The 14,035-nt window shown below is 66.6% G+C and carries 14 protein-coding genes and 1 tRNA gene; 11 read left to right on the top strand and 4 right to left on the bottom strand.

Features of this window, described 5'->3' with window-relative positions; translation table 11 throughout:
- Positions 1–107: 107 nt before the first annotated feature.
- The gene (locus K9U41_RS03545) at positions 108–566 is read left to right on the top strand and encodes a peptidylprolyl isomerase (RefSeq protein WP_432715720.1); all 459 of its coding nucleotides are present in this window, start codon (positions 108–110) and stop codon (positions 564–566) included.
- Between the two features lie 235 nt (positions 567–801).
- Here K9U41_RS03545 and K9U41_RS03550 read toward each other — a convergent pair whose 3' ends face one another.
- The 4 genes from K9U41_RS03550 to K9U41_RS03565 all read right to left on the bottom strand — a co-directional run bounded on the left by K9U41_RS03550 (position 802) and on the right by K9U41_RS03565 (position 4,464).
- Entirely contained in the window at positions 802–1,572 is a 771-nt protein-coding gene (locus K9U41_RS03550) for a proteasome-type protease (protein WP_282639487.1), read from the bottom strand.
- Positions 1,573–1,677: 105 nt separating this feature from the next.
- Positions 1,678–2,850: a GNAT family N-acetyltransferase gene (locus tag K9U41_RS03555; RefSeq protein ID WP_282639488.1), complete on the bottom strand. Its 1,173-nt coding sequence runs from the start codon at positions 2,848–2,850 to the stop codon at positions 1,678–1,680.
- A 267-nt stretch (positions 2,851–3,117) separates the two neighbouring features.
- Positions 3,118–3,858, bottom strand: coding sequence for a glycerophosphodiester phosphodiesterase family protein (locus K9U41_RS03560; protein WP_282639489.1), 741 nt, complete (start codon positions 3,856–3,858; stop codon positions 3,118–3,120).
- Positions 3,859–3,999: 141 nt separating this feature from the next.
- Positions 4,000–4,464: a RidA family protein gene (locus K9U41_RS03565; protein ID WP_282639490.1), complete on the bottom strand. Its 465-nt coding sequence runs from the start codon at positions 4,462–4,464 to the stop codon at positions 4,000–4,002.
- 141 nt (positions 4,465–4,605) lie between these two features.
- On the opposite strand from K9U41_RS03565, the gene K9U41_RS03570 reads away from it, so the two are divergent.
- The 10 genes from K9U41_RS03570 to K9U41_RS03615 all read left to right on the top strand — a co-directional run bounded on the left by K9U41_RS03570 (position 4,606) and on the right by K9U41_RS03615 (position 13,979).
- Entirely contained in the window at positions 4,606–5,427 is an 822-nt protein-coding gene (locus K9U41_RS03570; RefSeq protein WP_282639491.1) for a cell envelope integrity EipB family protein, read from the top strand.
- Positions 5,428–5,452: 25 nt separating this feature from the next.
- Positions 5,453–5,743: an acylphosphatase gene (locus K9U41_RS03575; protein ID WP_282639492.1), complete on the top strand. Its 291-nt coding sequence runs from the start codon at positions 5,453–5,455 to the stop codon at positions 5,741–5,743.
- A 227-nt stretch (positions 5,744–5,970) separates the two neighbouring features.
- A complete protein-coding gene (locus tag K9U41_RS03580) occupies positions 5,971–7,491 on the top strand; it encodes an ArnT family glycosyltransferase (protein WP_282639493.1) in 1,521 nt (506 codons plus the stop codon).
- On the top strand, positions 7,482–7,991 hold the full coding sequence (locus tag K9U41_RS03585; protein ID WP_282639494.1) for a GNAT family N-acetyltransferase: 510 nt from the start codon (positions 7,482–7,484) through the stop codon (positions 7,989–7,991). Before K9U41_RS03580 ends, K9U41_RS03585 begins: the two co-directional genes overlap by 10 nt.
- A gap of 211 nt (positions 7,992–8,202) precedes the next feature.
- On the top strand, positions 8,203–8,913 hold the full coding sequence (locus K9U41_RS03590; protein WP_282639495.1) for a glutathione binding-like protein: 711 nt from the start codon (positions 8,203–8,205) through the stop codon (positions 8,911–8,913).
- A gap of 82 nt (positions 8,914–8,995) precedes the next feature.
- A complete protein-coding gene (locus K9U41_RS03595) occupies positions 8,996–10,951 on the top strand; it encodes a tetratricopeptide repeat protein (protein ID WP_282639496.1) in 1,956 nt (651 codons plus the stop codon).
- 151 nt (positions 10,952–11,102) lie between these two features.
- Positions 11,103–11,194: transfer RNA gene (locus K9U41_RS03600), tRNA-Ser, on the top strand.
- A gap of 409 nt (positions 11,195–11,603) precedes the next feature.
- Positions 11,604–12,407 carry a TIGR04255 family protein gene (locus K9U41_RS03605; protein WP_282639497.1) on the top strand — a complete coding sequence of 268 codons (804 nt, stop codon included), beginning with the start codon at positions 11,604–11,606 and terminating at the stop codon, positions 12,405–12,407.
- The gene (locus tag K9U41_RS03610; RefSeq protein WP_282639498.1) at positions 12,408–13,112 is read left to right on the top strand and encodes a hypothetical protein; all 705 of its coding nucleotides are present in this window, start codon (positions 12,408–12,410) and stop codon (positions 13,110–13,112) included. It abuts the gene before it with no gap.
- A gap of 9 nt (positions 13,113–13,121) precedes the next feature.
- On the top strand, positions 13,122–13,979 hold the full coding sequence (locus tag K9U41_RS03615) for a hypothetical protein (protein WP_282639499.1): 858 nt from the start codon (positions 13,122–13,124) through the stop codon (positions 13,977–13,979).
- Positions 13,980–14,035: the final 56 nt, after the last annotated feature.

The raw sequence follows: 14,035 nt of genomic DNA on the forward strand, positions 1-14,035 counted from the left end.
CGCTGCTCCGGTCGGCTCAGCCGGTCGCCGCAGCTTTCTCAAGCCCGGCACAGCCGGGCGGACGCGGCGGCCGGACCCTCCGGCGCCGCCTCGAAAGGATGAGACCCATGAGTGACGACGTTCTGGTTCTGGAGACCACCAAGGGGGCGGTGACCATCGCGTTCCGTCCGGACCTTGCTCCCGGCCACGTGGCCCGCATCAAGGAGCTGGCGTCCACCGGCTTTTATGACGGCGTGCCGTTCCACCGCGTCATCGACGGCTTCATGGCCCAGACCGGCGACCCCACCGGCACCGGCATGGGCGGCTCGGGCCAGAAGCTGAAGGCCGAGTTCAGCCGCCAGCCCCACGTGCGCGGAACCTGCTCCATGGCGCGGGCGCAGAACCCCGATTCCGGCGACAGCCAGTTCTTCATCTGCTTCGGCGATGCCCGCTTCCTCGACGGCCAGTACACCGTGTGGGGCGAGGTGGTCTCGGGCATGGAGAATGTGGACCTGATCAAGCGCGGCGAGCCCGTGAAGGATCCCGACAAGATCGTTTCCGCCAAGCTCGCCCCCAAGGCGGCGTGAGCCGCTAGACGCAACAAGGGTCGGCGTGAGCCGCCAGACGCAACAAGGGTCGGCGTGAGCCGCCAGACGCACCGAGCGTCGGCGTGAGCCGCCAGACGCACCGAGCGTCGGCGTGAGCCGCCAGACGCACCGAGCGTCTGCGTGAGCCGCTCGCACGGAAATAAGAAGGGCGCCCTCCGGGGCGCCCTTTCTCGTTCCAAGGTCCCGCGGCGATCGGATGCCCGAAGCGCTCCCGTCACACCTCGGTGAGGCGGCGGGTGCGCATGTCCTTCAGGTAGGGCGGGCGCGGGATGGAGGCGTGGGCCGAGCGCAGCGCTGCCGACCAGCGCTCGCGCAGGTCGTGGAAATAGGGTTCCCCGGGTTCGACGCGGTAGAGCAGCTCGGAGCGCAGCGTGTCCGGCGACACCACCATCACGTCGATGGGCAGGCCCACGCCGAGGTTCGAGCGCATGGTGGAATCCATGGAGATGAGGCTGGATTTCAGCGCGTCGGAGATTTCCATCTCGTAGCTCACCGCGCGGTCCAGCACCGGCTTGCCGTATTTGTGCTCGCCGATCTGGAGGAAGGGCGTGTCGGGCGTGCATTCAATGAAGTTGCCAGCCGAGTAGATCATGTAGAGGCGCAGGCTGTCGCCGAGAATCTGGCCGCCGAGCAAAAACGACACCTCGAAGCTGATGCCGCTCTGCTCCATGAGTTCGCCGTTGACCTTGTGCACCTGCCGGATGGCCGTGCCCACCAGCTGGGCGGCCTGGAACATGGTGCGGCAATCGCGCAACTGGTGGCGCTCGCCCGCCTCGTGGTCCTCGACGCCCTCCCGCAGCAGGCTCACCACCGATTGGGACACCGACAGGTTGCCGGCGGTGGCGAGGCCGAGCACATGGTGGCCCGGCTCCTCGAAGATATGGAGCTTGCGGAAGGTGGAAATGTTGTCGAGGCCGGCATTGGTTCGGGTATCGGCAATCAAAACAAGGCCGTCCCGCACCAGGACCCCACAGCAATACGTCATCGCAAACCCCCGGTTTCGCGGGCGGACTATAGCGACCGGGCAAGGGGCCGGGCAACGTCGGGATGATACGCTGGCAAAAGGGACGCAAGGTGTGTCCCATTACCCTCAGTCGTGCTCCTCCTCCCGGCAGCGGCGGAAGGGGCCAAGCTCGGTGAGCACGGCGGCATCCTCCTCCACATAGGCGCGCTCGCGGTCGAGATATTGCGCCACCGCTGCCTTGAGGCCGGGATTGACGATGTAGTGGGCGGAATAGGTGGTGACCGGCAAATAGCCGCGCGCCAGCTTGTGCTCGCCTTGTGCCCCGGCCTCCACCACCTTGAGCCCGCGGGCGATGGCGAAGTCGATGGCCTGATGGTAGCAGACCTCGAAATGCAGGAAGGGGTGCTGCTCCACGGCGCCCCAATAGCGCCCGTACAGGGTCTCGGCGCCGATGAAGTTGAGCGCGCCGGCGATATAGCGCCCCTCGCGCCGCGCCATCACCAGCAGGATGTCCTGCGGCATGCGCTCGGCCAGAAGCGAGAACAGCTCGCGGTTGAGATAGGGCGTGCCCCATTTGCGGTCGCCGGTGTCCAGGTAGAACATGAAGAAGGCGTCGAGCGCCTCATCGGTCAGGCCCGCGCCGGTCAGCCATTCGATGGTGATGCCGCCGGCCAGCGCCTCGCGCCGCTCCTTCTTCAGCGCCTTGCGCTTGCGCGAGGCGAGTTCGGCGAGGAAATCGTCGTAGGTGGCATAGCCGGCATTGGTCCAGTGGAACTGCCGGTCGGTGCGCGGGAGGAAGCCGAGCTGCGACAGCCCCTCCCACTCCGCCTGGGTGGCGAAGGTGACATGGGCCGAGGAGGCCCCGCGCAGGCGCACCAGCTCCTTCAGGCCCGCAGTCAGGGCGGGCCGGCCCACCGGGTCCTGCGGATCCCTCAGGAGCAGGCGGCGGCCGGTCGCGGGGGTGAACGGAACCGCCACCTGCACTTTGGGGTAGTATTCGCCGCCGACACGGCTGTAGGCATCGGCCCACCCCTGGTCGAAGACATATTCGCCGCGCGAATGGGACTTCAGGTACGCGGGCATCACCGCCGCGGGCGTGCCGTCCGGCCCGTCGAGCACGAGATGCTGCGGCAGCCAGCCGGTGCGGGGGGCGGCGCAGCCCGCGCTTTCCAGCGCCGACAGGAAAGCGTGGGACACGAACGGCTCCGGCCGCGCGCCGCCGCCGGCGGCACAGGCGTCCCAGTCGGTCGGCTTGATCTCGGCGAGGGCTGGAAGGATGCGAATGCGGGCGTCGGGCATCCCGCTAATTTGTGCGTTGCATCACACCCTGCCCACCGCGACAGGACGCCGCAGGCTGTCTAACGGCAGGGCAGAAACCCTCGCGCCGTCCGGCTGAAGCGGGGCGGAGGGAGAGCCGGGGCTCGGCGCTGGTCCGGCGCTCCACCTCGCCACAGGTGCTCGCGGCCCCCATCGCCATATGGGTTTTGCCTGCTGCGCAGGAGTCTCCGCTGGGTCCTGGATCGGCGCTTCGGCTGCGCCGTCGCTGGTCCGGGACGCCATGCCGACCTAAGGCCGGAAGCCCTCGAACACGATCTGGTCGGCGTAACGCGCGGCGCGGGCGCGCTGGTCCTGCGTCCGCACGGTCCAGGTGAGCACCGGCATCCCGAGGGTGCGCAGGAGGCGCACGGCGGCCTTGTCGAGGTCGGCGACGCGATAGTTCACGAACTGGAATCGCGAGCGCGGCCAGTGCAGCAGGTTGGCGAGGATGAAGCCACGGGCAGGGCCGATGCTCGGCCAGTCCGGCCCGTAATGACCCTCCGCGACGATGCCCCGCACCACGCCGGGGGCGCGGGCGCGCACCTCCTCCAGCATCCGCGGGTCGAATGACATCAGCGCCGCCGGGCCGGGATAGGCCGCCACCAGGTCCGCCGCGCGGGCGGCGAGGCGGGTGTCGCCGGCAAAGGCGCTCTTGATCTCGATGATGAGCGGCACCCGCCCCGCCACCCGCTCCAGAAGCTGGGGCAGGGTGAGGATGCGGTCGCCCGTGCCGCGGAAGGTGATGGCGCCCAGTTCCGCCGCCGGGCGGTCGGCCAGCGGGCCGCGCGCGTCGGTGAGGCGATCGAGGGTGAAGTCGTGGAACACCATGGCCTCGCCCTCGGCGCTGGCCTGCAGGTCCAGCTCGATGGCGTAGCCGGCGGCGATGGCAGCATCCATCGCCGCGCCGGCATTCTCGATGATGCCGCGGGCCACGTCGTGCAGTCCGCGGTGGGCGACCGGACGCGCCGTCAGCCAGCTCAGGTCGCCCATGCGCGTGTCCTGCGGTTGGTCAAGCCCGCGCGGCGCCCGGCTCCGGCCATTGCCGGATCCGGCTTTGACATCCACAACTCGGGAACACCCGAGTGTGGAGCGTACCCGCCTGGCATCGGTAGAAGACCGAGGTTGGTGGTATCAAACCACTTCCACGATGGCGTCCACTTCCACCGCCGCGTCCAACGGCAAGGCGGCGATGCCCACGGCGGAGCGGGCGTGGCGGCCCTTGTCGCCGAGCACTTCCACGAAGAAGTCGGAGCAGCCGTTCACCACCTTGGGCTGGTCGACGAAATCGGGGGTGGAGTTCACGAAGGCGACGAGCTTCACCACCCGCACCACCTTGTCGAGGTCGCCGATGGCGGCCTTCACCTGGGCCAGGATGTTGATGGCGCACAGCTTCGCGGCCTCGCGGCCGGCCTCGATCTCGACGCCCGCGCCGAGCTTTCCGGTCATGATCCTGCCGGTGCCGTCGATGGAGATCTGTCCGGAGACGAACAGCAGGTTGCCGGTGCGCACCACGGGGACATAATTGGCGAGGGGCGGCGTCGGCGTCGGCAGGGTGATTCCGAGTTCGGCCAGCTTGGCTTCAATGGGCGAGGTCATGAAAAGGCTCCTGTCCCGTGCGGGGCTGTGCCACACGGTGTGCGCAATTGGGCCTTCCTCTTCGCCGAACCGCAGCGCCCGTGCAAGCCGGCGCTGCGGCGCAGGTTTCCAGCAGGGGTGGCGCAGGAGGAGTTTTGGACCATGACGTTTCGTTCGCGCCTCGCCTTCGTTGCGGTGCTCGCAGTCTTCGGCCTTGACGCGGCCTCGGCGGGGGCCGTTCCGCTGCTGCCCCACAAGGCGAGCTACCGCCTTTCCCTCGACGGCTCCAAGCCCTCGGGCCAGCTTGAGGAGATGAACGGCGAGATCCAGTACGAGATCACCGGTGATGCCTGCGCCGGCTATTCCACCCTCACCCGGCAGGAGAGCCTGGCCTCCACGGGGGAGGGCAGCCCCCTGCGCCAGGCGGTGACCTCCACGGCGTGGGAGGATGGGGCGGCGAAGGCCTACCGTTTCCTCTCCACCTCCACCGGCGATGATGGCGCCGACAAGATCGAGGCCAGCGTGGAGCGGCAGGGGCCCGATGCCCTGAAGGTCACCGTCACCCAGCCCGCAGCGCGCACCCTGGACCTGAAGGGGGACATCCTGCTGCCCACCGAGCATGTGAAGCGGGTGCTCGCCGCCGCGGCTGCGGGGGAGAGCGTGCTGGAGGCCAAGGTCTATGACGGCGCCAACGATCCGGCCAAGGTGTACGAGACCCTCGCCGTGGTGGGCCGCCCCAGCACCGACGAGCGCCGCATCGCGGCCCCGGCGAAGGAGAGCCTGGCGGGCCGCACCTTCTATCCGGTCACCATCAGCTATTTCGAGACCGGCGGGGTGGATCGCGCGCCGGCCTATGTGATGAACATGCAGCTCTACGACAATGGCGTCGTGGGCAGCCTGAAGATCGATTACGGCAAGTTCGCCCTGGTCGGCGCCATGTCCACCTTCGAGGCGCTGAAGGCGCCCGAGGGCTGCGCCAAGTGACGGCAGGTCCAATCGAGAGGACGCCATGCGGTACGTGCATGTGATGCTGCGCGGGCGGGTGCAGGGCGTGGGCTATCGCGCCTGGTGCGCCCGCGAGGCCGAGGCGCGGGGCCTCAAGGGCTTCGTGCGCAACCGCCGCAATGGCGCGGTGGAGGCGGTCTTCGCCGGCCCGGACGCGGGGGTGGAGGCCATGCTGGAGGCCTGCCGCGCCGGACCTGCCGGGGCGCGGGTGGACGACATGCTGGTGCATGAGGTGTCCGACACCGCGCTGGCCGCCGGCGGGCGGGAGCGCTTCGCGGTGCTGGAGACGCTGTAGGAGGCCCCGGGGCGGGGGCAGGCGCCGCCCTGCGATCCTCGCCCCCGTGAGTGTTGCCCCGTTTTCTTGCCCTGCGATCCTTGCCGCAACGGCACCCGATCCCAATCCCGCGCGCTTGCCCCCGAGCTTGCCCCCGAGCTTGGGCGCAATCCCCCGTCCGACCGTTTCCCCGAGGTGGCGCCCGCTGGCGGGCGCGGCTATAGAGGCCCGCGCATCAGGAGTGTCCCGTGACTGCCAGCTATCTTCGTCGGGAGGCCGAGGCCGCAACGCCCCGCGACGTTCCGTTCTGGGCGCGGCAGGAAGGCGTCGCGGTCATCCTCGGCGCCTACATGGTGCTGCACGCCCTCATCGCCACCGTGTTCGAGATCGCCGTCAATCCGGACGACGCCATCGAGAGCTATCTCGTCCAGTCGCTGGAACTGTCCTACGTCCCGCGCAACCCGCCCTTCTTCGACTGGCTGCTGTGGGGCCTCCAGCAGGTGCTGGGCACCGACCGCCTGTCGTTCGCGGTGCTGCGCTACACCCTGCTGTTCGCCTGCGCCATGCTGGTCTACCGCGTCGCCCGGCGGGTGATCGCGGAGCCGCGCCTGCAGGCGCTGGCCACCTTCTCCCTCTCCACCATCTGGGTGATCGGCTATCACAGCCACCGCATCCTCACCCATTCCAACGTGATGATCGTGGCCATCGCCGGCGCCTTCCTCACGGTCATCGCGCTGGCCCGCAAGCCGTCCGCCGGCCTCTATGCCGGGCTCGGCGCGTGGATCGCGGTGGGCATGCTCGGCAAGTTCGGCTTCGCCGCGTTCCTGGGCGTGCTTTTGGTCGCCTGCCTCATCGAGCCCGCCTACCGGCGCGTGATCCTCGATCCTCGCATCCTCATCAGCCTTCTCGTCGCGGCGGTGCCGCTCGGCATCTATGGGTGGGCGCTCTGGCATTTCGGGCACAATGTGGCCAGCGCCACCGCCCAGACCATCGGCGCCACCGGCGCGGGCTGGGACGCGGTGCTCGCCTCCGTGGTCGGGGCGCTCGCCGGCTATGGGCTGCCCCTGGCCGGGCTGATGGCGCTGGTGTTCCTGCCCTACAACCGGGGCGAGGGGGCGCTGCCGGACGACGCCGCGCGGGGCGCCGCGCGGCGGGTGCTGCGCACGGTCATCGTGCTCGGCATCGTGGTCACGCTCATCACCACGTTCGCGGTGGGGACCACGAACCTGCGCGACCGCTATTTCCACGTCTTCCTGCTGCTGCTGCCGGTCTATCTGTTCGCCGAACTGGAGCGCCTCGGCGGCTGGCGACCGCGGGTGAAGCTCTATCTCGGCCTGCTCGTCGCCATGGCCGTGGGCGTGATGGCCGTGCGCGTCGCCATCCCCCTGTGGCCCGATCCGCGCCTGTGCGGGCGCTGCGTCTCGGCCGAGCCGCTGTACAAGATGCAGCTCGGGGTGACCATGAAGCTCGGCGCGTCGCCGACCCTCGTCGCCGACGACCGATTTTCCGCCGGGCGCCTGCGCGCCGCCATTCCCGGCGCACGCGTGGTGGTGTGGTACCAGGATCAGTATCGTCCGCCGCCGCGGCCGACCACCGGCTGCGCCCGCATCACCGGCATCGCCAACGGCCTGCCCCAGCTGCTCTTGCCGCCGCCGGATCAAAATACCATCGAGATGGCGGTGAAGTGGTGGTCGCCCGCCATGAACCCCCACCGCTGGAGCGACTGGCAGATGACGGTCCTCTCGCCGGACGATCCCCTGTGTCGCTGACCGCCCCCGTTGCCGGCCTGGAGATCCGTCCGGCCCGGCCCGATGACCTGCCCGCGCTGGTCGCCCTGTTCGCCGCCGATGCCCTCGGCGGCCACGGCGATACCTGCGAGGCGGCGGCCCTCGGCGACTACCGTGCCGCCTTCGATGCCATCGCCGCCGACCCGCGGGCCCGCCTCTATGCGGCCGCGCTTGACGGGCGGGTGGTGGGCACGTTCCAGCTCGTTTTCGTGCACAGCCTGCCGGGGCGCGGCGCCCTGCGCGCCTTTCTGGAAGCCGTGCAGGTGGATGGGGCGCTGCGCGGCCGCCGCATCGGCGAGGCCATGGTGCGCTTCGCCATGGCCGAAGCCGGACGTGCCGGCGCGCAGAGCCTGGCCCTGACCTCCAACAAGGTCCGCACCGACGCCCACCGATTCTATCGCCGGCTGGGTTTTTCCAACTCGCACGAGGGCTTCAAGATCGTGCTTCATCCCAGCGGCCCAGCCAGCGGCCCAGGTCTCTGACCGCTGCCGCGGCTTCGCTCAGGCGCCGCGCGGGCTTTGGGGGCTTCGCTCAGGCATCGCGCGGGCTTTGGCGCAGCCTCTTGCCCTCGGGCCGGCTCCTCTCTACCTCTACGCTGCGGCCGCGGGACCGGCCTCTGACACGAAGATGAGAGCCCGCTTGACCTGGAGGATCGTAAAGCGATCCGGGGGCAACGGGCTCTGGGAGCGCATCATGGCCGCAGTCCAGTCTTTGCCCATCGAGCTTTTCTACTGGCCCACCCCCAACGGATGGAAGATCACCATCATGCTGGAGGAATGCGGGCTGCCCTATGCGGTCAAGCTCGTGAACATCGGCAAGGGCGACCAGTTCAAGCCGGACTTCCTCGCCATCTCGCCCAACAACAAGATGCCGGCCATCATCGATCCGGAGGGGCCGGGTGGCCAGCCCATCTCGGTGTTCGAATCCGGGGCTATCCTCCAGTATCTCGGCCGCAAGACCGGGCTGTTCTACCCTCCCGACGAGCGCGGCCGGGTGGAGGTGGACCAGTGGCTGTTCTGGCAGATGGGCGGCCTTGGCCCCATGGCGGGGCAGGCGCACCATTTCCGCATCTACGCGCCGGAAAAGATTCCCTATGCGGTGGAGCGCTACACCAACGAGGTGCACCGGCTCTATGGCGTGATGAACACCCGCCTGAAGGACCGTGACTATCTCGCCGGCGATTATTCCATCGCCGACATCGCCTGCGTGGGCTGGGCCAAGCTGTGGGAGCGGCAGGGCCAGCACATCGAGGAGTTCCCCCATCTCAAGGGGTGGCTGGACCGCGTCCTGGCCCGGCCCGCCGTGCAGCGGGGCCTTGCCGTGAACGCCGAGGAGCGGGCCAAGGTGGACCTCTCCAAGGACAAGGACGCCCAGAGCGTGCTGTTCGGCCAGCGCGCCCGCTGAAGCGGGGACCGCGATCAAGCCACCGCATGAGCCGGCAATGCTATATGGGTGAGGCCGACTGATTCCGCGGCAAGGAGCGCCCATGGTCGAGGAAGAGCGCGCCGCATTGTCCCGCGCTACCGCATTGCATCGGGAGGGGCGCCTCGACGAGGCGCTCGAGATCTACCACCGCCTCCTGAAGGCGCGGCCGGGCGTGTTCGAGGTGGAGCGCCTGGTCGTCTTCGCCCATCTGCAGGCCGGGCGGATCAAGGAGGCCCACGTGGCGGCCCGCCGGGCGAAGCAGGGCCATTCCAGCAATCCCCACGCCCATGTGCTGCTCGGCGCGACGCTTCAGGCCGAACACAAATGGGAGCGGGCGCTCAAAGCCTTCGAGGCGGCGGCCAGGCTCGATCCGGGCCTCGTGGAGGCGCGCTATCTGGCGGGCAACATGCTCGCCAATCTCGGGCGCCACGCGGAGGCGGTGGCGCATTTCGACACGGCTCTGACCCTTGACCCCCGTGCCGTGGAAGCCCTCGCCAATCGGGCGAAGGTGCGGGTGCGCCTGGGCCAGGGTGCCGAAGCGCTGACCGATTACGCCCGGCTGGCCGAGCTTCAGCCCTGGGAGCCGGCCCATTTCCTCGCCAAGGGCGCGCTGCTGCATGAACTAGGTCGTAGCGCCGAGGCGGCGCAGGCGGCTTTCGCGGCCCTGCAGCTCAAGCCGGATCTGGCGGACGCGCATTTTCTCATCGGCCAGACCTTCAGGGCCGCCGGGGATCTTCCCGCCGCACGGGAGGCCTTCCGCAAGGCGCTCGCCGCCGCGCCGGCCCGGCCCGCCTTCCAGCTCGCGTTGGCGCGCATCGAGCGCGAACTGGGCGATGGGGACACCCTCCCGCCCCTGAGCGCGCCGGCGGCGGCCGATGCCAGCCCACCCGAAGCCGGGCTGGAGCCGGCAGAGGCACAGCCCGCGCCGGGCGATCTCGAAGCGCCCCACGCCGCTACGGCCGTCGCCGAAGCGGCGGAGCCTTCACCTGTCCCCCCTGTGCCGGAGCCGCTGCCGTTCGACCCCGGCCCGCCGGACACGGCAGGCCCGGACGGGGACGGGGATCTGCCACCGGAAACCGCGACGCCGGAGGGTCTTCGCCTGCGCGCGCTCGAGGCTCTGGCCGAGGGGCGCTGGCAGGACGGCTGGGCCGGCCTGGAGGCCAGTGCAGCCGGCGATTCGTCCGCGCAAAAGCCTCTGCCACTGGCGCATTGGGACGGGGTGGAGATGCCGTCGGCCCTGATCGTGACGGCGGAGGGCGACCTTGCCGACCTGATCCTGTTCGGCCGCCTGCTGCGGCAGCTGGCCGACCGGAAAATTCCCGCGCGACTACTGGCGCAGCCCGAGCACGTGCCGCTGCTGTCGCGCATCGACGCGCGCATTCCCGTGGCCAGCGACCTTGCCGGCGTGGACGTGCGCGATGCCGGCCTGCGCTGGACGCCCCTCGCCAGCCTGCCGCGCCTCCTGGCGCCGGATCCGCAAGGCTGGCCGCGGCCAGCCTATCTCCTGGCCGATCCCGCGCGCATGGCCCGCTGGCGGGAGATGCGGCCGGAGGGGTTCGCGGTGGGGATTGCCTGGAACGGCGATCTCGCCCTGCTGTCCGCTTTCGCAGCCCTGGCCGCGCTTGAGGGCATCGCTCTGGTGAGTCTCGAAACGCGACCGGAGGCGGAGGCGGAACTGGCCGCCACCACGTTCGGCGGGCAGGTGACCCGTCTTGGCCCAGGTTGGGACGGGGAGGGCGCGCTAACCGATACGGCCGCCCTGATCCAGCATCTCGACCTGGTGGTCACGGGGGAGGGGCCCGTGGCCCACCTCGCCGGGGCCCGGGGCCGTCCAGGCCTCGTCGCCGTCGGCCCCACGGGGCACTGGTGCTGGGGTCGGGACGCCGGCACCAGTGCCTTCTATCCCTCGCTCGGCGTTGTCCGCGCCGCCCGCCCCGATGACTGGTCCGACGTCGCAGCAAGCCTTGCCGCCAGCGTTGCCTCCCGCGTGGCGGCATGGCGGGACGCCGCGCACTGATCGCGGCCGGTCCGGGTCTCCGCGTCGCTCGAAAACGCTCTGGCATCGCATCCCAGGTGCCCGATCGTTCGCGCCGGCGTCACATTTCCGGCGGGATACGACGCCGGATGCCTTGCAAAGGCCGCGGCGGTTCGGCATAGGGAGACGTGCTGGAGACGTGGCCGAGAGGCTGAAGGCACTCGTTTGCTAAATGAGCAGACCCCCAAAAGGGTCTCGAGGGTTCGAATCCCTCCGTCTCCGCCATCAATTTAAGATAACTGGCTGATAACGCACGTAAAAATAATGTACTGGAAATCTCTGCCCCAGCATATGCCCCAGCGCGGGCGCTGGATTGTTCAGACCTGCTGTGACCCTTCGTGACCTAGATACCGGCCTAAATCGGGCCGCTGATGATGGCTGCATGATTCGAGTGGTGGGACATACAGGGGAAGCCCACCCGTAGTGAGGAAGATTGCGTCATCTGCCCTGCAGGGCTCCCCACGGGCGGGCGCGGCGGATTGACACTACCCTGGCGCGGCCCTCTCACCAGCATCGTCGCCAATGGCCACCTATCGGCGGGTAGCACGCTTCTACTCCTGAGCCGCGAGTTTGGCGTTCCTAGCCTTGCGACTCTCACACTTCACACTATACTTCACATATGGAGGATGTGCCCATGACGGCTTTGCTACCGCCGCCCTTGGGCGGCCCCGCACCTGACGAAGAGCCTTTGGCGAACTCGCCTCTTGTGAAAGTGGTCGTTCAAGCGCGGTTTTCTAGCGTCCTCAAAATTGACAGCAAGGAAGGTGTCGCCCCCCTCCAGGAAGCGCTTAGGAAGCACTACCCGCTTCTAGAGCAGGTCGCATCTCATGAACTTCAGATAGAGGTTGGGTCTAGTGCCCCGAGTTTCAGGCCTATAGTTTCGAATGTCTGGCGTTTCAGCGATGCGAATAAGTACTTTATCGTATCTCTGACTTCAGATGCAATTACGTTGGAAACGCATAACTATCCAGGACGCGATTTATTTATGGAGCGTTGGGCTCAGCTCCTGCGTTGGGTTGAAGATATCTATGCTCCCGGCCTCGTTGTGCGTATGGGGATACGCTATCTCAATCGGATTGATGGCGAGGCTGTTGGCAATTTGCCAGATTGGATAGCGCCCAACCTAATCGGTGTGGCGCTCCCGGAATTTCGTGAGCACGTGCGTCAAGCGATCAGTGAGGCCAACCTCAATGTTGAGGAGGGGGCGATGTTGTTGCGGTGGGGTATCCTCCCCCCCGGCGTCACGATCGACCCCGGTTTGTTGGAGCCTGCCCAAACGCCCAGTTGGCTACTCGATATTGACGTGTACTCTTCGAGTCAGCGATCTTTCGATGCGGAAGGGCTGGCAACGATCTACAAGCGCATGTCCGAGCGGGCCTACGCCGCATTTCGTTGGGTAATGACTCCCTCTGGGCTGGCTCATTTCAAGGTGGCTTAAATGAGTGCCCTGCAGTTGCAACATGACCGTACCGATTGGCGACCTGCCTTTGGGACGGGGCTGGTGGCCGGCCAGGAGCCTACCGGCTCTAGTATGGGTCTCCGTCAAACTTCGTTCGCCTCATCTCGCCCTGTGATTGCTAAAGCCATTGGGATGGGCGACTTTATTGCCAACGCTCTTCTTTTTACCCTGATTCATCAGGGAACATCCGCGCCATTGGTGGCTTGGCCGAGTGAGCATATTCAAACTGTTTCTCGGAGTGCCGTTGCCTTAACTGAAGCCCAGCGCTTTGGAGAGGAACTGCGCCGTGTGTCGGGATTAACAAATGAGGAGATTGCTCCTCTTCTTGGTGTCTCTCGTCGCAGCTTCCAAGCTTGGCTTGCGGGAGAGGCTATTAGTGCGCGCAAAGAAGGGCGTATGCGCGCAACCGTCGAAGCGATTCGAGCTATTGCGACGCCCGACCCATTCGAAACACGCGCGCGCTTACTGAATCGCGATTCTTTCTCGGTTCGGCCTTATGACCTTTTGGTTGAAGGCCGTTATGAAGCTGCGATTATCTTAGCGACGGGCCGGAGGGTTGGCGTAGTGCGGTCGATACCCGCTGAAGCCGAAACATTGGCGGAGCAGATTGATCGAAGCCAAGAAAGTTTAGCGGCTGGTGGGGGTACTCTCAATCGTCGGCTGTCGAAGCCAATTCGGCGGTAATGGTATCCAGTGACGCCTGAGGAAATTTCCCAGATCGATGCAAGGCTGGCTGAATGGCGTCAGGGGGACGTCGTCCTTGATGCTGCAATGCCTGCTATCCATCTCGCGGACATCTCGATACCAGGAACACCCGAAGCCGAACAGCTGGCAAGAGAGACGACAGCGGTGGGAGAGCCTTTAGGCTTGGCTGTGGTTAGCACCGATTTCCCCGGCTTCATGATTGTCAGCCAGACCTGCGATATCGTCCGGACGTGCGCGACACGTGAATTTGTCGAGGTGTGCCCACTGGTCACACTTCCGGAAGATAAGCTCCGCCAAGTGCGAGCCGGACGAATCCCGCGTTATCTGACTTGTTCCGGCTTGGATACGCGCCCTATGGCGGCAGATTTAGACCGCCTTACAACGGTTGAGAAGCGCACACTTATTCAGTTTGATGGTGGTCGGATAAGGGGGGTATTTGACGATTCTGAGCGGAGACGTTTGGCGAGTGCACTAGCACGTAAACGCGCGCGGGCGGCGCTGCCTGATGATTTCGTTGCATTTGTTGCTCCTTTGCAAAGAAGGATCAAGGAACGCCATGGGCGTAATTCTTCGGAAGGGAAATTCCTTTCTGCAGCGCGCGAAATCCGAGTATCTGCAAATCCTGGCTGGATCGGTGAACGTATTGAAATTTCTCTGATATTTATTTTTAATAAAATTGACGAAATTCCAGAAGACACAGAAGTTCAATTATCTGCATTAACTAATCTTATTCTTGAACATCCAAAATACACCCTGAGCAGCTACGCGCGCGCATTGGACGAAATTTCTGCGGCAACATATCTAGGCTCTGATGCTCTAGACCTTGATGCCCTGAGCGATGGCTGAGTCTGCAAATCCACAAAATGGCCTGACAGCGCAAACATAGAAGTTCTACCCGCCTT

The organism is Xanthobacter autotrophicus (genome assembly GCF_029991245.1).
In the GTDB taxonomy this organism is placed as follows: domain Bacteria; phylum Pseudomonadota; class Alphaproteobacteria; order Rhizobiales; family Xanthobacteraceae; genus Xanthobacter; species Xanthobacter autotrophicus_C.